At 65.8% G+C, this 19637-nt stretch carries 20 protein-coding genes and 1 pseudogene; 11 read left to right on the forward strand and 10 right to left on the reverse strand.

The genetic code is table 11. From position 1 onward, the window contains the following. Positions 1-52 precede the first annotated feature (52 nt). The gene (locus tag EV560_RS12375; RefSeq protein ID WP_131856033.1) at positions 53-1627 is read right to left on the reverse strand and encodes a winged helix-turn-helix domain-containing protein; all 1575 of its coding nucleotides are present in this window, start codon (positions 1625-1627) and stop codon (positions 53-55) included. 211 nt (positions 1628-1838) lie between these two features. Between EV560_RS12375 and EV560_RS12380 the strand changes: the two genes are divergently transcribed. The 3 genes from EV560_RS12380 to EV560_RS12390 are packed head-to-tail and all read left to right on the forward strand — an operon-like array spanning position 1839 to position 4129. Next, positions 1839-2594 (forward strand): SDR family oxidoreductase, encoded by a 756-nt coding sequence (locus EV560_RS12380; RefSeq protein WP_131856034.1) that lies wholly within the window; start codon positions 1839-1841, stop codon positions 2592-2594. Between the two features lie 53 nt (positions 2595-2647). Further along, a complete protein-coding gene (locus tag EV560_RS12385) occupies positions 2648-3088 on the forward strand; it encodes a hypothetical protein (protein WP_248312014.1) in 441 nt (146 codons plus the stop codon). 36 nt (positions 3089-3124) lie between these two features. Next, positions 3125-4129 carry a bestrophin family protein gene (locus EV560_RS12390; protein ID WP_131856035.1) on the forward strand — a complete coding sequence of 335 codons (1005 nt, stop codon included), beginning with the start codon at positions 3125-3127 and terminating at the stop codon, positions 4127-4129. A gap of 18 nt (positions 4130-4147) precedes the next feature. Here EV560_RS12390 and EV560_RS12395 read toward each other — a convergent pair whose 3' ends face one another. From EV560_RS12395 to EV560_RS12415, 5 genes are all read right to left on the reverse strand, one after another. Beyond that, complete coding sequence (locus EV560_RS12395; protein ID WP_131856036.1) at positions 4148-5095, reverse strand: ROK family protein; 948 nt, start codon at positions 5093-5095, stop codon at positions 4148-4150. Further along, positions 5092-6147 carry an SIS domain-containing protein gene (locus tag EV560_RS12400; RefSeq protein ID WP_165923431.1) on the reverse strand — a complete coding sequence of 352 codons (1056 nt, stop codon included), beginning with the start codon at positions 6145-6147 and terminating at the stop codon, positions 5092-5094. The genes EV560_RS12395 and EV560_RS12400 overlap by 4 nt, the downstream gene beginning before the upstream one ends. Positions 6148-6173: 26 nt before the next feature. Continuing rightward, entirely contained in the window at positions 6174-6995 is an 822-nt protein-coding gene (locus tag EV560_RS12405) for a carbohydrate ABC transporter permease (RefSeq protein ID WP_131856038.1), read from the reverse strand. Next, positions 6995-7894, reverse strand: coding sequence for a carbohydrate ABC transporter permease (locus tag EV560_RS12410; protein WP_131856039.1), 900 nt, complete (start codon positions 7892-7894; stop codon positions 6995-6997). The genes EV560_RS12405 and EV560_RS12410 overlap by 1 nt, the downstream gene beginning before the upstream one ends. 77 nt (positions 7895-7971) lie before the next feature. After that, complete coding sequence (locus EV560_RS12415; RefSeq protein ID WP_131856040.1) at positions 7972-9234, reverse strand: extracellular solute-binding protein; 1263 nt, start codon at positions 9232-9234, stop codon at positions 7972-7974. Between the two features lie 323 nt (positions 9235-9557). Here EV560_RS12415 and EV560_RS12420 point away from each other — a divergent pair, with 323 nt between their 5' ends. Next, positions 9558-10769 carry an ROK family transcriptional regulator gene (locus EV560_RS12420; RefSeq protein WP_131856041.1) on the forward strand — a complete coding sequence of 404 codons (1212 nt, stop codon included), beginning with the start codon at positions 9558-9560 and terminating at the stop codon, positions 10767-10769. Between the two features lie 25 nt (positions 10770-10794). On the opposite strand, the gene EV560_RS12425 is transcribed toward EV560_RS12420, so the two are convergent. The 3 genes from EV560_RS12425 to EV560_RS12435 are packed head-to-tail and all read right to left on the reverse strand — an operon-like array spanning position 10795 to position 12205. Further along, positions 10795-11433, reverse strand: a complete 639-nt coding sequence (locus EV560_RS12425) for a glutathione S-transferase family protein (RefSeq protein ID WP_131856042.1) — start codon at positions 11431-11433, stop codon at positions 10795-10797. Then, complete coding sequence (locus EV560_RS12430) at positions 11430-11870, reverse strand: SRPBCC family protein (RefSeq protein ID WP_131856043.1); 441 nt, start codon at positions 11868-11870, stop codon at positions 11430-11432. Before EV560_RS12430 ends, EV560_RS12425 begins: the two co-directional genes overlap by 4 nt. Beyond that, complete coding sequence (locus EV560_RS12435; RefSeq protein WP_131856044.1) at positions 11867-12205, reverse strand: ArsR/SmtB family transcription factor; 339 nt, start codon at positions 12203-12205, stop codon at positions 11867-11869. Before EV560_RS12435 ends, EV560_RS12430 begins: the two co-directional genes overlap by 4 nt. A gap of 123 nt (positions 12206-12328) precedes the next feature. Here EV560_RS12435 and EV560_RS12440 point away from each other — a divergent pair, with 123 nt between their 5' ends. The 4 genes and pseudogenes from EV560_RS12440 to EV560_RS12455 all read left to right on the forward strand — a co-directional run bounded on the left by EV560_RS12440 (position 12329) and on the right by EV560_RS12455 (position 15449). Next, a complete protein-coding gene (locus EV560_RS12440; protein WP_131856045.1) occupies positions 12329-12853 on the forward strand; it encodes a dihydrofolate reductase family protein in 525 nt (174 codons plus the stop codon). Between the two features lie 102 nt (positions 12854-12955). Further along, positions 12956-13144 (forward strand): annotated as a pseudogene (locus EV560_RS12445) (L-2-amino-thiazoline-4-carboxylic acid hydrolase); the annotation flags it as partial. Positions 13145-13624: 480 nt separating this feature from the next. Beyond that, the gene (locus tag EV560_RS12450) at positions 13625-14353 is read left to right on the forward strand and encodes an outer membrane protein (RefSeq protein WP_131856046.1); all 729 of its coding nucleotides are present in this window, start codon (positions 13625-13627) and stop codon (positions 14351-14353) included. Between the two features lie 301 nt (positions 14354-14654). After that, the gene (locus tag EV560_RS12455) at positions 14655-15449 is read left to right on the forward strand and encodes a hypothetical protein (RefSeq protein ID WP_207908005.1); all 795 of its coding nucleotides are present in this window, start codon (positions 14655-14657) and stop codon (positions 15447-15449) included. Between the two features lie 94 nt (positions 15450-15543). Here EV560_RS12455 and gcvA read toward each other — a convergent pair whose 3' ends face one another. Further along, positions 15544-16449: a transcriptional regulator GcvA gene (gene gcvA, locus EV560_RS12460; protein ID WP_131856047.1), complete on the reverse strand. Its 906-nt coding sequence runs from the start codon at positions 16447-16449 to the stop codon at positions 15544-15546. A gap of 227 nt (positions 16450-16676) precedes the next feature. On the opposite strand from gcvA, the gene leuC reads away from it, so the two are divergent. From leuC to EV560_RS12475, 3 genes are read left to right on the forward strand one after another with little or no spacing between them, the layout of a single operon-like run. Further along, positions 16677-18101 (forward strand): 3-isopropylmalate dehydratase large subunit, encoded by a 1425-nt coding sequence (leuC, locus tag EV560_RS12465; protein WP_131856048.1) that lies wholly within the window; start codon positions 16677-16679, stop codon positions 18099-18101. Beyond that, a complete protein-coding gene (gene leuD / locus EV560_RS12470; protein ID WP_131856049.1) occupies positions 18098-18739 on the forward strand; it encodes a 3-isopropylmalate dehydratase small subunit in 642 nt (213 codons plus the stop codon). Before leuC ends, leuD begins: the two co-directional genes overlap by 4 nt. Beyond that, on the forward strand, positions 18736-19617 hold the full coding sequence (locus EV560_RS12475) for an isocitrate lyase/PEP mutase family protein (RefSeq protein WP_131856050.1): 882 nt from the start codon (positions 18736-18738) through the stop codon (positions 19615-19617). Before leuD ends, EV560_RS12475 begins: the two co-directional genes overlap by 4 nt. Positions 19618-19637: the final 20 nt, after the last annotated feature.

Consider the following 19637-nt stretch of genomic DNA (forward strand, 5'->3'; position numbering starts at 1 on the left):
TCGAGAAAATGCGATAAAACAAAAGCCTAATCGCGCCGCCTCGCGGCGCCCCTCACTCCGGGAGGCCTGCCTTGCGCAGGCCGCTCGCGAGGAGCGCGATATCCTCCTCCCGCAGGACCGGGAGCCAAGTCGTGATCTCCGAAATGCGCAGCGAGGGATGGAGCTGGAGCAGATGGTCGCGCGCCCGCTGCGCCTGCTCCATGCGCTGCGCCAGCGCGTGGCTTGCCACGACGATGCAGCCCACGAGCAGAAAGCTCGGCAGGTTCGTGAAGGCCTTCTCCGCCCATGACGAGGCGGCATCGAAGCGCCCGGCGAAGAGATGCGCCGCCGCCATCCCCGCCTGCATGCGATACATCTCCGGATCGAGCGGGCTCAGGCGCATGGCATGGCTGAAATGCGTGATCGCCGCATCTGCCTCGCCGTGCCAGACCCTGAGATAGCCACCCAGGAACCAGGCCGGGGCCAGGCTCGGATTGAGCATGACCGCGCGGTCGAGCAAGGCGATGCTGGCATCGAGATCGCCGGTGAAATGGGAGAGCGCATGCCCGCCCCGCGTCAGCGCGACCGCATCGTCCCGGCCCTGCTCGATGGCCTTGCGCGCGAGCCGGATGCCCTCGGCATCCTCAGCGGGATCGGCCATCCAGCCATTGACCTTGCGCCAGAAATAGCACCAGGCCGCCATCCCGTAGGCCGACGCGAATGCCGGATCGAGCTCGATCGCCCGATAGAACAGCGGTAACGCGGTATCGATCGCCTCCCTGCTGCCCTGCTGGACATGGGCGAGGCCGCGCAGATAGCAGTCATAGGCGGTCAGGCTCGTGGTCGGCGTCCGCTGCGCGCGCTCGATCTCGGCGCGCTCCAGCTGCGGCGCCATCGCGCCGACGACGCTCGCGGCGACCTGGTCCTGCAGCTCGAAAATATCGTCGAGCGTGCCCTCGAAGCGCTCCGCCCAGAGATGGGCGCCGGTGGTCGCATCGACCAGCTGCCCGGTGATGCGCACGCGGTTCGCGGCCTTGCGCACGCTGCCTTCCAGCACGTAGCGGACACCGAGCTCACGCCCGACCTGCTTCACATCCACCGCGCGGCCCTTGTAGGTGAAGCTCGAGTTCCGCGCGACGACGAAGAGCCAGCGGATGCGCGACAGGGCCGTCACGATGTCCTCGACCACGCCATCGGCGAAATAGTCCTGTTCCGGATCGCCGCTCATGTTCTGGAACGGCAGGACGGCGATGGACGGCTTGTCGGGAAGCGGCAGCGCCGCCGGCTCGTCCGGCGTGGCCGGCTCGGCCTCGGTTGAGCGTGCGCCCTCCGCCGGCTGCGTTTCCGTGACCGTCGCGACGAAGCGAAAACCCTTCCGGGCGATCGTCTTGATCAGCCGCTGCTCCTCGCCGCTGTCGCCAATCGCCTTGCGGACCGCGTTGATATGGCTGGTCAGCGTCGATTCCGAGACGATCCGCCCGGCCCAGACCGCCTCCAGCAGGTCGTCCTTGCTGACGACGTGCTCGCGGTTCCGCACCAGATATGCAAGGAGGTCGAAGACCTGCGGCCCGATCGCGATCACCTCGGCTCCGCGCCTCAGCTCGCGCCGGTCGGGATCGAGCACATGACCTTCGAACAGGAACTGCATGGCGGCGCTCCACGACGCCATCACGAGGCGAGTTGGCGGTAGATAGCATGCCATACCGCTTTGGCCAGCGGGCCGGGCCTCGCTTGGACGAACAACCAAGGGAAATTCAAGCTCCGCTCAAGCCCTCCGCAAGGTCTTTCGGCCGGCTAAGGGGCATCCTCCTCTCACCGGATCGCGATCGGCGCGATCCTTTGTCGAGCGGAGCAAGCACATGAAGATCGTGGTCATCGGCGGCACCGGCCTCATCGGCACGAATGTCGTGAACAGGCTTCGCGCATCCGGCCATGACGTCGTCGCCGCTTCCCCGAACACGGGCGTCAACACGATCACCCGCGAGGGATTGGCCGAGGCGCTGTCCAACGCCCAGGTCGTCGTCGACGTGGCCAATTCGCCGTCCTTCGAGGACAAGGCCGTTCTTGAGTTCTTTCAGACCTCCGGGCGCAACCTGCTCGCAGCCGAGGCCGCCGCGGGCGTCGGACATCACGTCGCCCTCTCGGTCGTCGGCACCGGCCGCAATCCCGATAGCGGTTATCTGCGCGCCAAGGATGCTCAGGAGGGCCTGATCAAGGCGTCCGGGATCCCCTATACGATCCTGCAGGCGACGCAGTTCTTCGAGTTCGCCAACGCCATCGTCCAGTCGAGCGCGGATGGCGAGGTCTTCCGCCTGTCGCCGGCGCTGTTCCAGCCCATCGCCTCGAATGACGTCTCGGCCGTGCTCGCCGATCTGGCGGTCGGCGCCCCCGTCAACGGGACCGTCGAGGTCGCCGGGCCGGAATCGATCCCGATGGATGCGTTCGCCCGGCAGTTCCTGGCCTTCAAGGGCGACAAGCATCAGGTGATCGCCGATACGCGCGCCCGCTATTTCGGCGCCGAGCTCAACGACAAGTCGCTGAGGCCGCTCGGTCAACCGCGCCTGGGGCCGACCCGCTTCGAGGACTGGCTCGCTGCCTCCGCGGCGCGCGCCTGAGCGCGCCGCCCGTCCCGGACAGCCACCCGATCCAAACGCGGAAGGGCATGACCATGACCAGCACCACGGACAGCCGGGCCGTCAGCGCGGCCGTCATCGCAATGGTGGCCTTCAACGGAGCCTTCCTCTCACTGAACGGCCTCTTCATGCTCATCAACCCCCTGGCCTGGTATGAGCTCGTGCCTGGGGTGACCGATACCGGCTTCTTCAACCAGCACTTCGTGCGCGATATCGGGATGATCCAGCTCTTCCTCGGCGTGGCCTTCATACTCGGCTTCGTCATCCCCGAGCGTCGCATCGGCCTCTGGGCCGCTGCCACACTCTGGCTGAGCGCCCACGCGCTCTTCCATTTCTGGGAGGTCGCGGTCGGCATCTGCGCTCCATCGGTCATTCCGCGCGATTTCCCGGCGGTGACGATGCCCGCCCTCTTCGGGATCCTGCTCACCCTCTGGGCGATCCGCCGCTCACGCGCGGACAAGCTTGCCGCCGCCTGAGCAGGCCTTGCCTGAGATCGAACGGGGAGAACGGACATGCATGTCGGGCGCTCTTACAAGGCCTATGATTTTCTGAACTGGTCGAAGCGGAACGTGCTTTGGCTTCTGATCGTCAGCACCGCGCCGGTGCTGATCTACATGATGCTGGGACTCAAATGGCTCGTGTTGCCCTGGTCGGTCGTCCTTCTCCTCGGAACAACCGTGGCCCTGGTCGCCGGCTTCAAGAACACCCAGACCTATAGCCGAAGCCTGGAGGCCCAGCAGATCTGGTCCTCGATGGCGGCGAGCAGCCGGGTCTGGGGGATCGTGTGCCGCGACTTCGTCAGCGGCGAGGCGTCGCGCCGGCTCGTCGACCGGCACCTGGCCTGGCTCACCGCGCTTCGCTTCCAGCTGCGCAGCCCCCGGCCCTGGGAGACTGCGAACCAGAAGGAGAATGCCGACTTCCGGAAATTCTATCGCGTCATCGAGCAGGAGACGTCGCTGCGCGACGAGCTGAGGAAATATCTGCCGCCGGCCGACATCGAGACGATGTTGCGCGCCTCGAACCCGGCCGCCGCCGTTCTCACGATGCGAAGCGCCGACATCAAATCGCTGCTGGATAGCGGCGCCATCACACCGCAGGCCTATTCGGAGCTGGCGAAGCTGCTGCGCGATCTCGTCGACCAGCAGACGAAGAGCGAGCGGGTCAAGAATTTCCCCTACCCGAGACAATACGCGATCGTCAGCAGGCTCTTCGTGATCATCTTCTGCGCCCTGCTGCCTTTCGGCCTGATCGGTCAGTTCGCCCAGCTGAACAACGACGTTGCCGGCTTCATGAAAGGACACATGGTCTGGCTGGTCATTCCGCTGAGCGTCCTCGTCGGCTGGATGTACACCTCGCTGGACCAGGTCGGCGACAGCACCTCCAACCCTTTCGAAGGCGGCGCCAACGACGTCCCGATCTCGCAGATCAGCCGCACCATCGAGATCGAGCTCAGGGAACTGCTGGGAGAGGCCGATATTCCCGCAGCGCTGGAGCCGATGAACGGGATCGCCACGTAGTCGGCAAGAGATCCTGCTTCATCGTGATGTCGGCGCCGATCGCGCCGGCGTCTTGCGCCTGGCCTCGGCCGCCAGACCTGCGAAGGCTGTGGCCGCGACACCGAGCAGCCCCGCGGAATTGCCGAGCTCAGCGATGCGGACTTCGGCCCGCGCGGCAAGGAAGGGCCAGGTGAAGGCCGGCAGATGCGACCGGACCCGCCCGGCCAGGGCTTCGCCGGCCGCCGACACGCCGCCACCGAGAATGACGGCGTCGAGGCCGAGCGCATTGATCAGCGTTCCCGCCGCCTGCGCGATCGCGCGGCAGGCGCCATCGATCGCCGCGAGCGCTGCAGGATCGCCCGCCTCGGCACGTTCGAACAGGATGCGGCTCGAGGTCACCACGGCAGTCGACCGGGCGGCGTAGGCGCGCAGGATGCCGGTCGCCGACGCGGCCGCCTCGAGGCCGAGCGGCGCGCCCTGCGCGTCGACCCCGACGATGATCGCGCCGAGCTCCGGCGGCTCGCCCTGCGCGCCGGTCACGGGCGCGCCGTCGAGCACGACGGCCCCGCCGACGCCCGTCCCGAAGGTCATCAGGACGAAGCGCGACACGCTGCGACCGGCGCCGAAATGCAGCTCGCCCAGCGCCGCGGCAACGCCGTCATTCTCGAACCAGACCGGACGTCCCAGGCGCTGCCTCAGTGCCTCCGAGACCGATCCGTCCCGCAGCGCCGGGACGTTGCCGCCGCCATCGACGACGATGCCGCTCTCCGGCAAAGCGTAGCCAGGCATCGCCACCGCAATCGCGTCGGCCGCTCCGCTCGTTGCCGCCATGTCCTCGTAGAGTCCGGCAAGCTGGTCGATCACGCCGGCAAAGGGCAGCTGTCGGTTGAACGGCCGCTCGCCGCGGCTCAGAACACGCCCGCCCTCGGCAACGAGACCGTATTTGATGGCGGTTCCGCCGATATCGATTGCGAAGACGGTCTTCATGTCAGCCGGTCGATCTTGATGCCGAGACGCTTGGAAAGCCCGGGAAACCGCATCAGATGTGGTGGAATTCCCCGTCGCGCCGCCATCGCCTGGGCCAGTCGCTGGATGGGGATGATGGCGGCTATGGCGTCGTATGGCGCCGGCAATGCCGCGGGCCTCATCCAGTCATAGGACGTCGACGCGGATGTGAGGTTCAGGATCACGATGCGCACGCCGAGCCCGGCCATCACCTGCGCCGCATGGGCAGCAAGCGCGCGCTCTGCCTCATCCGCCACGATCATGACGCACAGGCTCTTCGCGGTCAGGCCATGGAAGCGGCCATGCATCGCCTCTTCGGTCGGAAAGGCGGCAGCGGGCACGCCGGTCATCTCCGCGACCTTGAGCGAGGCCTCGAGCGCCGTGCCGAGATGTCGGCCCTCGCCGACAAAAAGCAAGCCGTCGCAATCGTCGAGCTCGGCCGCGAGCGCGAAGGCCGGCGGCGTCGTCTCCGCAATGATCGCCGCGATCTCGGCCTCGCCGATCTCCGCCGGCGCCGCTGAACCACCGAGCGCCGGCGCCAGCGCGAACAGGGCCGCCAGCGAGGCGGTATAGCCCTTGGTTTTCGGCCCGACCGGCTCCGGCCCGATCGGCAGCGCGAGTGTGCTGGCGGCGACCTGGGCGATCGGGCTTTGCGCCTCGGCGGTGATCGTCAGGCAGCGCAGGCCGTTCTGCTGCGCCCGCCGTACCGCGGCGACGGTGGTCTCGCTCGTGCCGGTCTGCGAGAGCGCGATCACCTGCACATCGGTGGACAGAGCCGGCAGGCGCGCCAGGAAGGCGCCGGGATTGAGCACCTCGACGAAGGCCCCTCCAGCCTCGAAGCCCGGCTTGGCGACCATTAGCGCATTGAGCGAGGTGCCGGAGCCGACGAGGACGAGATGCCGGGCCGGACTTAGGCCGAGCGTGCCGATCTGCTCCCGCACCGAACGGCTCGTCTCCGGCACGGCGCTCGCCTGCGCCCTGATGAAGCCGTCGATAACGCTTTCGTCGACAGGATTCTGGCTGGAAGCGTTCATGGGCAGCTCGGTTCGATCGTCATGGCTCATCCCTTCACCGCGCCGATGGTCAGGCCGCGGACGAGATGACGCTGGAAGAACAGCATGAAGAGCAGGATCGGCAGCATGATGCCGATCGCGCCGGCGGCCGAGAGCGACCAGTAGTTCAGGTCCTCGCCGCCATATTCGGCGATCGCCACCGGCAGGGTCTTGGTGTTGCCGCCGGTCAGGATCAGCGCGAACAGGAACTCGTTATAAGCGAGCAGCAGGCTGAACAGCGAGGTCACCACGATGCCGGGCTTGGCCAGCGGCAGGATGACCTTGGTGAAGGTCGTCCAGGCATTGCAGCCGTCGATCGTCGCGGCCTCGTCGAGCTCGCGCGGGATCTCCAGGAAGAAGCTGCGCATCAGCCAGACCGTGAAGGGCTGGTTGATCGCCACCATCGCCGCGATCATCGCCGGATAGGTGTCGATCAGCGACAACGAGCGCGCCACGATGAAGAACGGGATCAGCAGCAGGATGTGCGGGAACATCCTGATGACCAGCAGGCCCATCAGGTAGGAGCGGCTGAGCCGGCTCTCCAGCCGCGACAGGCCGTAGGCCGCGAGCGTGCCGAGCGGCACGGAGATGAAGACCGTGCCGAGCGCGATGATCGCGCTGTTGAGGAAGAACTCGACGAAGCGGCGCTCGGCCCAGATCTCGTAATGGAAGCGGAAGGTCGGCTCGAACAGCAGCCGCGGCGGAATCGAGAAGGCGTCGGCCGGCTGCTTGAGCGAGATCATCACCGCCCAGATGATCGGCGTCAGGCTGAACAGCGTGAACAGCGACAGCAGGAAGACGGTGAGCGGCTGGGCAAGGAGGCGCGCCATCAGAACGCCCCCTTCTCGCGCCGATACATCAGCGAGATGATCATCAGCGTCAGCCCGGTGACGATCAGCATGGTCAGCACGCCCAAGGTCGAGGCGCGGCCGAGATCGAGCTGCTTGAAGGCCATGGCGTAGGTGTACATGGTCAGCGTCTCGGTCGCGGTGCCCGGGCCGCCGCCGGTCAGCACATAGATGCTGTCGAAGGTCCGGAAGGAATCCATCAGCCGGATCGCCAGCACGAACAGGATCTGCGGCCGGAGCGCCGGCAGGATGATGTGCCAGACCAGTCGCGCGCCCGAGGCCCCGTCGATCCGCCCGGCCGCCAGCAGCGACTCGTCGATGCCCTGCAGGCCGGCATAGAGGATCAGCATCACGAAGGGCGTGAATTGCCAGATATCCGCGACGATGATCGTGACGAAGGCCCAGACCGGCGAGCCCAGCCAGTCCGGCGGGAAGATGTCGAAGGAGGCGATCACCGCATCGGCCAGCCCCCAGCGCGCCGCGAAGATCCAGCGCAGGAACAGCGCCGCCACCACCGGCGTGATCAGATAGGGCACGAAGATCAGCGTCGAGAAGATCCGCGCCCCGCGCGTCAGCTTGTAGAGCCCGAGCGCCAGCAGCAGCCCGAGCGCGAATTCGATGGCGAGCGAGCTGGCGACCAGGATCAACGTTGTGCGCAGCGCGGCCCAGACCCGGTCCTGGCCGAGCAATGCGAGATAATTGCCGAAGCCGACGAAATGGGCCTGTGGCTGGCCGACATGATAGTCGAAGAAGCTCAGCCAGAGCGCGTAGGCGACCGGATAGAGTTGCACGCCGAGCACGACCAGCGCGCTCGGCAGCACGAACAGCCACAGGGACCGCTCTCGCGGATAGGCCCGCGCTGATGAAGACGAGGCTGCCATTGTCCTGCCGGGCCGGCCTTTCCAGATGCTGACTGTCAGAGAGCGGCTCGGCCGGGCGAGGGCTGGAGGCTGGGCGCCTACTTGTAGACGCCCCTGCGGGTCAGGAACTCCTCCGCCTCCTTCGCCCCGACATCGAGCGCCTCCTTGACCGGCATCTCGCCGGTGACGGCCTGCAGGATGCGGCGGGTGACGGTCTCGCTGACTTCCTTGAACTCGGCGAATTTCGGGAAGGTCGCGCCCTTCTCCAGCGCCGGTACCAGCACGCTGTAATAGCGGAAGCGCTGGCGCAGCTCCGGATCCTCCAGCACCGAGACGCGCGTCGGGCAGGCCAGGCTCGCGCCCTCGCGCTGGTTGGCCGGCGAGAGCGTCGCGGCGAGCAGGCGGAACAGCGTGTCCTTGTTGCGCGAGGAGAATTTTGAGATCGCGAACGTGTCGGCGACGACGACCTGCCCGCCACGTGGCGGCGGCGCCCAGCTGATCTTGCCGATCACCTTCGACTGGTCCGGCCGGTCCATCGCGGCGGTGCGGGTGAGCCATTGCATGCCCATCGCCGCCGCGCCCTGCTGGAAAAGGATGGTCGACTCGTCATTGCCATTGGCGGTGTAGCCGCGCGGCGCGAAGCGCGTCAGCGACTTCATCGTCTCGATCGCGGCGACGCCCTTCGTGCTGTTGAAGACCGGCTTCTTGTTGGCGTCGAACCAACCGTCGCCGAGCGCATTCAGGTACCAGTGCCCCTCGTTGAGCACGCCGTCGCCCTTCAGCGTCATCACCGTGCCGGCGACCGATGGCGAGTTCAGCGCACCGGCCGCGGCGATATACTCCTCGAAGGAGGTCGGCGGCTTCAGCCCCTTGCCCTCGAACAGATCCTGCCGGTAGGCCATGAGCTGGGTGTTGGTCAGCACAGGCAGACCGTAGACCTTGCCGCCGAACGAGGCCGAGCTCATCGCCGTCTTGGCGAAATCGTCGAGCTTGTACTCGTCCCTGTACTTGGCGATGTATTCGTCGAGCGGCTCGAGCCAGCCATTCTGCGCGAAATTCGCAATGGTCAGGTCGTTGCCGAGCATGATGTCGATCGAGTCGGCGCCCGAGGACAGCGTGATCGTCTGCAATTCCTTCAGCGGCGCGTTCGGCATAAGGTCGGCTGTGACCTTCACATTCGGCAGCGCCGCCTGCAGCTTCTTCACGTAGAATTCCAGCGCGGGATAGCGCTCGCCGACGAAGCGGACATTCATCTCCTGCGCCCGCGCGCCGAAGCCGTAAGTCGTCACAGCGGCGGCTCCGCCTGCCGCCAGGACCGCCCGCCGCGACAGGCCGGTCTTCACTCCCTGATGCTCAGCCATGATCTGATCCCCTCTCGGATATCGGGTGAATTTTGCATCCCCGATTTATTCCATTAAAGTGATTTAATCGGACCCGGGGCTGCTTGGCAAGCTCCGTCTCGGCGCGAGCGCGGCCCTCGGCCCCAGCGGACATCAAAATGCTTATCCGGCATAGTTCCCTTGGGTTAGATGACGGCAACGTCCGTAAGCTGTACTAGCGCATTGGCCCGAAAAACGGATCGCGGCTTTCGGAAAAAGCCGATGTGAAACAACGAGCTAGATCATAGACCCGGATACGGTATCTGGTCCGGTGATCTGGTCGCAGCGGGTGAGGCAGGGATGGGATGAAGCTGCTCGGCGCCAATATGGACCACGCGAAACGGTTCAACCGCCGGGTCGTGCTCGAGACCATCCGCCTGCAAGCGCCGCTTTCGCGCGCCGAGATCACCCGCGCCACCGGCCTGGCGCCGCAGACCATTTCCAACATCATCGCCGAGCTGAGCGAGGCCGGGCTCGTCCGCAACGTCAACCGGCGCAGCGGGGCACGTGGCCAGCCGGCGGTCGAGCTCGACCTCAATCCCGATGGCGGCTTCACCTTCGGCATATCCTTCAGCCATGGCGTGCTGCTCGTCATCCTCACCGACGTCGCCGGCACGGTGCGCGACCGGGTCAAGCTCGAGCTGCCCTCGGGTGCGCCCGAGGCGGTCCTCGACGAGATCGCACGGACGACCGCCGAGATGCTGACCCGGCAGAACGTGGCCCGGCGCCGGGTCTGGGGCGTCGGCCTCGTCATCCCCGCGATCCTGGAGGATGACCGCCTCGTTGCGCTCGGCGAGACCACGCTGCCCGGCTGGAAAGACCTGCCGCTGCGCCAATCACTCCAGAACAAGCTCGAGCTGCCGGTCCTGCTCGAGAATGACGCGACCGCGGCCGCGATCGGCGAGCGGCTCTACGGCGCCGGCAAGTCGCTGACCGATTTCGCTTATATCTATGTCGGCGCGGGCATTGGCGGCGGGCTTTTCCTGCGCGGCCAGCCCTATCGCGGCGGCTATGGCAAGTCCGGCGAGATCGGCCATCTCGTCGTCGACACCGGCGGCCGGCCCTGTCCCTGTGGCAATCGCGGCTGCCTCGAGCGCTATGCCTCGGTCGCGCTGGCGCTAAGGGCGCTCGACGAGGGCCGCGGAGACGCGATCCGCCATGATGATCTCGACCGGATATCGCGCGCCCTCGCCGATGGCGATCCTCGCCTCTCCGTCTGGCTCGACGAAGCGGCAGCGAGCCTGCGCCAGGCCATCGTCATGATCGAGAACATGCTCGATCCGCAGGCGGTCGTGCTCGGCGGCGTCCTGCCCCAGCCGGTGCTCGCCGCGCTGATCAAGCGCATCCTGCCGCTGCCGCGCAGTGTCAGCTCGAACAATGCCGAAATCCCTCGGATCATCGCGGCCGAGATGGGCCCGGATACGCCGGCGCTGGGCGCCGCGACCCTGCCGATCTTCGATGGCATGAGCCCGGAGCTTTCGCTCCTCTTCAAGCAGGACGTTGTCGAGCCGCTTTAGGATCGGTCCTCTTGGAGTACAGGCCCTAGTCCGCCGCTGCGAAATGCGCCATCTGATCGGCATGAGCCTTTACGAAGGCCGGCCGCGCCGTGGCGCGCGCGACATAGTCGCGGCAGGCGGGATAATCGGTCAGGCCCTCGAAGCGATCGACGAGGCGCAGCACATCCGCCATCAGGATGTCGGCAATCGAGAAAGTCCCGGCAAGCCATTCGCGGGCAACAAGGACCGTCTCCATATGCTTCAGACGGGCTTCGAGGAAGCCATCGAAAAAAGCCCGCATTGGCGTTTCGTCAGTGTCCCCCGAGAACTTGAAGAAAGACCAGGGCTGGCTCGCGGCTTCGACCGAAGCCAGCGCCGCGAACAGCCATTCCCTGGCGACGCTGCGATCGCGCGGATCGGCGGGCATCAGCGCGTCGCTGCGCTCGCCCAGATGAAGCAGGATCGCGCCGCTCTCGAAGATCGAGATGTCGCCATCCGTCAGCCAAGGCACCTGGCCAAAGGGCTGGTGCGAGAAATGCTCGGCATTCCGCGCGGTGAATGGCGTGCTCTCGACACGATAGGCCAGCCCGGCCTCTTCCAGCGCCCAGCGCACCCTTATATCGCGCACATGGCCGCGCGGCATCTCGGGGACCCAATCGAAGGTCGTCAGGATCAGGTCGGTCATTCGGCATCTCCAAGGAAAATCGGCAGCTTGTCGAGCAGGCCCGCCCAGCCTTGCTCGTGACTCTTGCGTGCGTCTTCGTCGGGAAGATGCTCGTGGGTCAGCGTCAGCCTCGTGCCGCCCTCGATCGGCTCGAGCAGGAACGTGACCAGGGATTCCCGCTCCGGCATTCCCGGCCATTCCCAGGTGAAGACGAGCTTCTTCTCGGGAATCACCTCCCGATAGATCCCAGTGGGATTGTGCTCCTCGCCGTTCAGCAGACGGAAGACGACGCTGAATCGGCCTCCCGGCCGCACATCCGCCTCGGCTTTCAGCGTCGGCCCTGCGTCGGGGCCCCACCACTGCATCATCTGTTCGGGCTGCGTGATCGCCGCGTAGATCCTGGCCGGGGAGGCCTTGATCCGGCGCACGATGGTCACGCTCGGCAGGGTATCGGTCATTGCTCCTCGTCCTCTTCCACCAGCGCGACGAGCCTGTCGATGCTGACCGTCCACAAACTCTCGTAGCGCCTCAGCCACTCCATCGCCTCCCGCATCGGCCCGGCCGAGAGGCTGACCGAAACCGTGCGCCCGTTCTTGGTCCGCGTGATCAATCCCGCATCCGACAGGACATCGAGATGCTTCATCATCCCCGGAAGCTTCAGCGAAAACGGCCGGGCGAGCTCGCTCACGGAGAGACCGGGCTCGTCCTTCAGCCGCAGCAGGACATAGCGCCGGGTGGGATCGGCGAGCGCCGAGAACGTGCGGTCAATGGCCGATGCTTGATACTTCACCATATGGCAAAGTGTTGCCGAACGAGCCGACCGAGTCAACCGCCGGGCGCAATCTGCACCCCATCTCCCTTCCGCATGATGGCGGCTAAGGATACCCTGGCGAGCCTGGGGCTGGAGAATCTGCGCGTGGCCAAGCTCGTCTTCGGAATGAACCTGTCCCTGGACGGCTATGTCGACCATGAGGAATTTGCGCCCGGTCCCGCGCTCTTCCGTCACTGGATAGAGCATGTGCGCGGCCTGACCGGCAGCGTGTACGGCCGTCGCATGTACGAGATCATGAGCTATTTTGACGAAGACCATCCCGAATGGACCCCGGAGCTGCACGAATTCGCGGCGGCGTGGCGGAACCAGCCGAAATGGGTCGTTTCGCGCTCGCTGAATTCGGTCGGCCCCAACGCCACGCTCATCGCGGATGATGTCGAGGCGGCGATAGGCGGGCTGAAGCGTGAGCTGGCAGGCGAGATTTCGGTTTCCGGACCCGAGTTGGCGCAAAACCTGACCGGCCTCATCGATGAGTATCGGCTTTACTTGCATCCCGTCGTGCTTGGCCGCGGCAAGCCATTCTTCGCCGGTCCCCGGCCGCGGCTCCGCCTCGTGGCCAGCGATCTAATGGACGAGGACACGATGAGATTGACCTACGTTCCCGCCTGATCACGCGGCTCGCCCGGATTTACCGCAGTTCGCAAAGGCGCTGTAGCGGTGGATCGGCAGGCCGGTCCAAAATAGGCTGATCGTGCGGGTTGGAGGCGTGTCATGGCTGACATTCATCCGGTCTACGAGGCGCATCGCGGTTCGATGGAAGCCGCCATGCGCCAGCGCCTCGACCTTGCCGAGGCGGCCTTGCGCGAACGCGCGCAGCTCTCCGATATCGATGCGATCAAGCAGGAGGTGATGGACGAGTTCGAGATCGTGCTCGCCCAGATGCCCTATCTCGGCGGCGCGCGGCGTCCATCTGGAGCGGACACAGACCCCTGCCCGCGGTGCGAGCCACTGCCAATTCCGGTTCGCGCAGATCGGGCCGGAATGGGCCCGCTGGGGTCTGCCCGAGGGCGACCGGAGAATCTGATCGTCCAGGCCTCGTAGAGCGCTAGCGCGCGGCTCCCTGCCCCACGGTGCAACCGTATAGTTCAAGCCGCGAACAGCCGGCGGACATGAATGTCACAGCCAATGATGAACAGTCGAGTTTGGCGTGAGATGGCAAGACTCGTCTCCGTGTTGGCGCGAAACGGCTAGCTGAAAACTGCGATCACCGATGCGGCCGCTCGGAAATATTCGGGCGGGCAGTCTATTCGTGGCCGCAGGAAGAACTCGAAGTGCGGGGCATTTTGGACGCTCAGAACTCTCGCGCCACAGAGGCGGGCGATACCGGCACCGCCGGCGCGCGTAGCTGAAGTTTCACTATTGGAGCATTTGGAGAACAGCATGCGTATAACACTCGTATCCACGGCCGTCCTGGCGACGTTCCTGGCGACGTCGACCTACGCGGCCGACCTGCCGTCCCGTAAGGCCCCTCCTCCCATGGTCTACGCTCCTGCGTTCACCTGGACCGGCTTCTATGTCGGTCTCAATGCCGGCGTGGGCTGGGCGGGCTCGCGGGACGTCGTCGTCTCCGGCCCGACGGCCGCCTCATCCGGTGTCCTGTCCGGCGGCGGCAGCGACGGCACCTTCGTCGGCGGCGGTCAGATCGGCTATAACTGGCAGTCCGGCTCGATCGTCTACGGTCTCGAGACCGACATCCAGTATGTTGCCATGAACGGCGGCGTCTCCTGGGGTCCCTATAGCTGGTGGGCGAGGGGCGAGGATGACGGCGGCTATTTCGGCACCGTCCGCGCCCGCATCGGCTACGCCATCGACCGGACCTTGCTCTACGTCACCGGCGGTCTCGCCTATGGCGGCTTGAACAGCAATCCGCTGACCGGCAACAACACCAGCAATGTCGGCTGGACCATCGGTGGCGGCGTCGAATATGCCATCACCAACAACTGGACGGTGAAGGTCGAAGGTCTCTACGTCGACAACAGCGAGGGACGTAAGAACCGTTTCTTTGTCAACGGCCCGGGCGGCGTGCTTCCCGCCGGAACCTATACTGCGACCACGGATAGCAGCAGCGGCGGCGGCGTCCTTCGCGCCGGCGTGAACTACAAGTTCTGAACGGGAACTTGAGCCTGTGAACAGCCCGGCGCCATGCGCCGGGCTGCCTCCGTTCGTTCCGGCGGGTGCATACGTTCTTTCGAGTAGACGATGATTTAAACCCACTACCGAATTTCAAAAAATCGCGTCACAACCTTTTTTCACTTGTATTCGCCACTCGTGTGTTCTTAATTTTACGTACGGGGCGCGGCCGATCCCAAGCCACGAAGCCTAATTACTGACGGCAGGCGACCTGGACTCCAGACGGGGGCAAGCCATGGCAACACACCGCACGGGCTGCAGACTGGTTGGACTGAGATTCATGCTCGCTGTCGCGGCGGGTTTTTGCAGCACCTTCGCAGCCGCGCAGGAGGAACACGGAAAAAGCGTCGATGATCTGGCCAAGGCGGCGCAAAACCCCGTTGCCGACATGATCAGCCTGCCTTTCCAGAACAACTTCAACTTCAACGTCGGGCCACACAAGCAGCTGCAGAACGTTCTCAATATCCAGCCCGTTGTTCCGATTACGCTGAACTCCGAGTGGAACCTGATTACGCGCTGGATCACGCCGGTGATCGCGCAGCCGTCTTTGACAGTGAATGGCGATAGTGAGTTCGGCTTGGGGGACATCAACCCCAGCTTCTTCTTCTCACCGAAGAAGCCGACGCACGGCATCATCTGGGGCATCGGCCCGACCTTCGTATTCCCGACCGGCACCGACAAGACACTGACTGCCGGCAAATACTCGGCCGGCCCAGCCTTCGTCGCCCTGGCCATCGAAGGTCCCTGGGTGGTCGGTGTCCTCGTGAACAACGTCTGGTCCTTCGCGGGGAAGAGCAATCGCAGCAACGTCAACGCGATGACGCTGCAGCCTTTCGTGAACTACAACCTCCCCGGCGGCTGGTACTTGACGTCGTCTCCAATCATCACCGCCAATTGGACGGCCGGCCAGGGCGACCGCTGGACGGTGCCGATCGGCGGAGGGTTCGGGCGCGTGTTCAAGATCGGCAGTCAGCCGGTCAATGCGCAGCTCGCAGCCTATTATAACGTCGCAAAGCCCACCGGAGCCGCCGACTGGCAGCTCAGAGCCCAGGTTCAGTTCCTGTTCCCGAAGTAATGGGCGACTGGCCGCTCCACAGGATCAATGATCTGGCTCCTGTTGTCGCATCGGCTTTCTCCGAAAACCGCAAACCACTTTTCGGGCCGATGCGCTAAGCCGCAGCCTCCTCCATATGCGCGGTCTCCTGCACGATCCACTGCTCGAACGCCTTGATCAGCGGCGAATCCTGCCGCGAACGCGGATAGGCGAGGTAATAGGCGCTTCCGGTGCGCACCCTCAGCGGCAGCGGCGCCACCAGCCGGCCGGTGCGCAGGTCATCCTCGATGAAGGCGCGCTGCGCCATGACGATGCCGAGCTCGTCGATCGCCGCCTGATAGGCCAGCGCCGAGTTCTCGAATTTCAGCCCGCTATTGCCGTCGATCGTCTTGATCTGAGCGGTGCCGAGCCAGTCCGGCCAGTCCTCGCCGCGATGCATCGAACAGAGCAGCACGAAGCGGGCGAGGTCGGCCGGCTCCTGCGGCGGCGGTGCCGCCTTGAACAGGCCGGGACTGCAGACCGGCATCAGGATCTCGCCGAACAGCTTGCGGCAGATCGCACCGGGAATCGGCTTGGCTCCGGAATGGATGCAGAGATCGACATCGTCGCGATCGAACTCGACCTGCTGGTGAGAGGTGGTGATCTGCACGTCGATATGCCGGTTGAGCGCATGGAACCGCGCCAGCCGCGGCACGAACCAGCGAATCGCGAAGGTCGGCGGCAGCTTGATCCGCAAGGTGTTGTCGATCGAGCGCGTCCGCAGCCGCTGCGTCTGTGCCTCGATCTGGTCGAAGGCCGAGCGTAGCGTCGCGGCATAGGCCGCGCCCTGCGGCGTCGTCTCGATGCCGCGACGCAAACGCAGGCAAAGTCGCACGCCGAGCCAGCTTTCGAGCTGGGTGACGTGGCGGCTGACTGCTCCCTGGGTCACGGAAAGCTCCTGCGCGGCCCGCGTCAGGCTGCCGTTCCGGGCCGTGGCCTCGAACGCCCTGAGCGCGTTCAGCGGTGGAAGTTTGCGAGTCATCTGCTCTGAGTTTTCCTGAGGGATAGCTGCATAAATTGTGCCTTTGCGGCGCCCTTCCCTGAGATTACGCTAACTCAAAATCGGGCCGCAAATGCATATCTTCATTGTGCGTTGCGAAACGACCGCGAGAGAATGCGAGGCGTAGCCAAACGCCCGATCCGGAGGAAAAATCATGCCACGGCTTCCGTGGGCCGCGAATTTGCGTCCGCACATCACCGGGCTTCGTCATGGCCGTTGACGCCACGGCTCCGTCGACCGTCTTCGACAAGATCTGGAACGCGCATCTCGTCGCACGGCTCGACGATGGCCGCGACCTCGTCTTCGTCGACCGCCATGTCCTCCAGGAAACCACCAGCGCCGTCGCCTTTGCCGGGCTGAAGCGCACCGGCCGCGGCGTCCGCCATCCCGAGCTGACGATCGCGACGCAGGACCATATCGTCTCCACCAGCCCCGGCCGCGACGAGGATAGCTATCCCGGCGGCCGCGAGCTGCTCACCCTGATGCGCTCCAATGCCTATGCCGCCCGCATCCGGCATTTCGGTGTCGACGATCCGCGCCAGGGTATCGTCCATGTCATCGCGCCGGAACTCGGCTTCGCGCTGCCCGCCAGCATCCTCGCCTGCGGCGACAGCCATACCTCGACCGTCGGCGGGCTGGGCGCACTCGGCATCGGCGTCGGTACCAGCGAGGTCGAACATGTGCTGGCGACGCAGACGCTCGCCCTGACCCGCCCGCGCAACATGCGCGTGCGCTTTGAAGGCAAAACCGGCCCCGGCATCGTCGCCAAGGACCTGATCCTGCGCGCGATGGGCGAGCTGGGCGTCGCCGGCGGGCGCGGCTGCGCCGTCGAATATGCCGGCTCGGCCATCGAGGCGCTCTCGGTCGAGGCCCGGCTGACGATCTGCAACATGTCGATCGAGCTCGGTGCCCGCCTCGGCCTGATCGCACCGGACGAGAAGACCTTCGCCTATGTGAAGGGTCGCGAATTCGCTCCGTCGGGCGCCGCCTTCGAACGGGCGGTCGAGACCTGGCGCAAGCTGCGCAGTGACGCCGGCGCCGTCTTCGAGCGCGACATCCTGATCGACTGCGCCAGCATCGCGCCGCAGGTCACCTGGGGTACGACGCCCGAGCATGTCGCCGGCGTCAGCGATCATGTGCCGGATCCGGCAGTGCTGTCCGACGCCAAGCGGCGCGACGGCATCGCCCAGGCGCTCAACTATATGGGGCTCGAGCCCGGCATGCCGCTCGCCGGCATCCCGATCGATGTCGCCTTCATCGGCTCCTGCACCAATTCGCGCATCTCCGATCTCGAAGCGGCTGCGCAGGTAGTGAAGGGCCGCCGCATCTCCCCGAATGTCCGCGGGCTCGTCGTGCCCGGCTCAATGTCGGTCAAGCGCGAGGCCGAAGCGCGCGGCCTGCACGAGATCTTCCGCGCCGCCGGCTTCGAATGGCGCGAGGCGGGCTGCTCGATGTGCGTCAGCATCAACGAGGATATCGTCGCGCCCGGCTCGCGCTGCATCGCGACCTCCAACCGCAATTTCGAGAACCGCCAGGGTCCGCGCAGCCGCACCCATCTGGCGAGCCCGGTCATGGTCGCAGCCGCCGCGCTTGCCGGCCATATCACCGATGTCCGGCAGGAGCTCGGGGCATGAGGAAGCCGGTTCGCGAGATCAGCGGCGTCATGGCGGTCATGCCCGTCGCCAACGTCAATACCGATGCGATCATTCCCTCCGTCTGGCTGCGCACGGCGACGGCCGACATGGGCAAGGGCCTGTTCGGCGGCCAGCGCTACGACGACGAGGGCAACGAGAAGCCGGATTTCGTGCTCAACCGTCCGCCGTTCCGCGAGACGAAGATCCTGCTCGCCGACGAGAATTTCGGTTGCGGCAGCTCTCGGGAAGCGGCTGTCTGGGCGCTGGTCGAGTTCGGCATCGGCTGTGTGCTGGCGCCGAGCTTCGCCGATATCTTCTACGAGAACGCCTTCCGGAACAGTCTCGTTGCCGGCGTGATCGATCAGGCGACCTATCAGGCGCTGAAGGCCACCGTCGAGGCGCACGAGGGCAGCCCCGATTTCCGCATCGATCTGGCGAGCGCGAGCGTGGTCACGCCTGCCGGTGAGGTGCACGGCTTCCGCATCCCCGCCTCGCGGGTCGAGGCGCTCATGCGCGGCGATGATGAGATCGCCATGACCTTGCAGCATCAGCCTGCGATCGAGGCGCATTACGCCGCGGCCAAGGCCGGCAGCGACTGGCTCTTCCCCGCGACGCTGCAGCGGAGCGCCGGGTCATGATGCGCAGGAGCATCCGCGATGCGCTCACCCGCGAGACCCCGCTCGTCATGCCGCTCGCCCATGATGCGCTCTCGGCACGGTTGATCGAGCAGGCGGGCTTCCGCGCCTTCGCCATCGGCGGCTCGGCGATGCTCGCCGCCCGCCATGCCTATCCGGATATCGGCCTGATCGGCCTCACGGATATGGTCGAGGGCATTCGCGACATCGCGGCGGCGAGCAGCCTGCCGTTCATGGCCGATGCCGATGACGGCTATGGCGACGTGAAGAGCGTCGCGCGCCTCGTCGCCGCCTATGAGCGGATCGGCGTCGGCGGCTTCCTGGTCGAGGATCAGGACCGCGACCACAAGCAGCAGCGCGCCGACAAGGCGGCCTCCGTGGTCGATGAATCCGTGATCGAGGCCAAGCTGCGCGCCGCCATGCTGGCTCGCCGCAATCCCGAGACCTTCATCGTCGGCCGAACCGACGCCTATGGCCCGCTCGGGCTCGACGCCGCGATGCGCCGGGCCGAGCGTTTCCTCCATATCGGCGCCGACGGCATCTTCATTGCCGGCCTGCGCACCGAGGCCGATTACCGCCGCGTCGGCGCGGCCTTTCGCGGCACCTATTGCTCGGCCGCAATGTTCGAGGGCGGCGACACGCCCTGGTTCACTCCGGCGGAGCTGGGCGAGATGGGCTTCATGCAGGTTTCGTATCCGGCGAGCCTGATCTTCCGGGTCACCGCGGCGATGCGCGACGGGCTGGACGCCCTGCGCAGGCATGCCGAAGGCACCCAGGCCCTGAAGCCCATGGAGAATGGCGCAGCCGTTCGCGCTACACTGGACCAGGCCGTCGATCTTGCGCGCTGGCGCGCGATCGAGACGGCCCAGCGCCCGGCGTGATCAGCAGACCTCCGCCGGCC

Source organism: Allobosea sp. BK604 (genome assembly GCF_004341515.1).
In the GTDB taxonomy this organism is placed as follows: domain Bacteria; phylum Pseudomonadota; class Alphaproteobacteria; order Rhizobiales; family Beijerinckiaceae; genus Allobosea.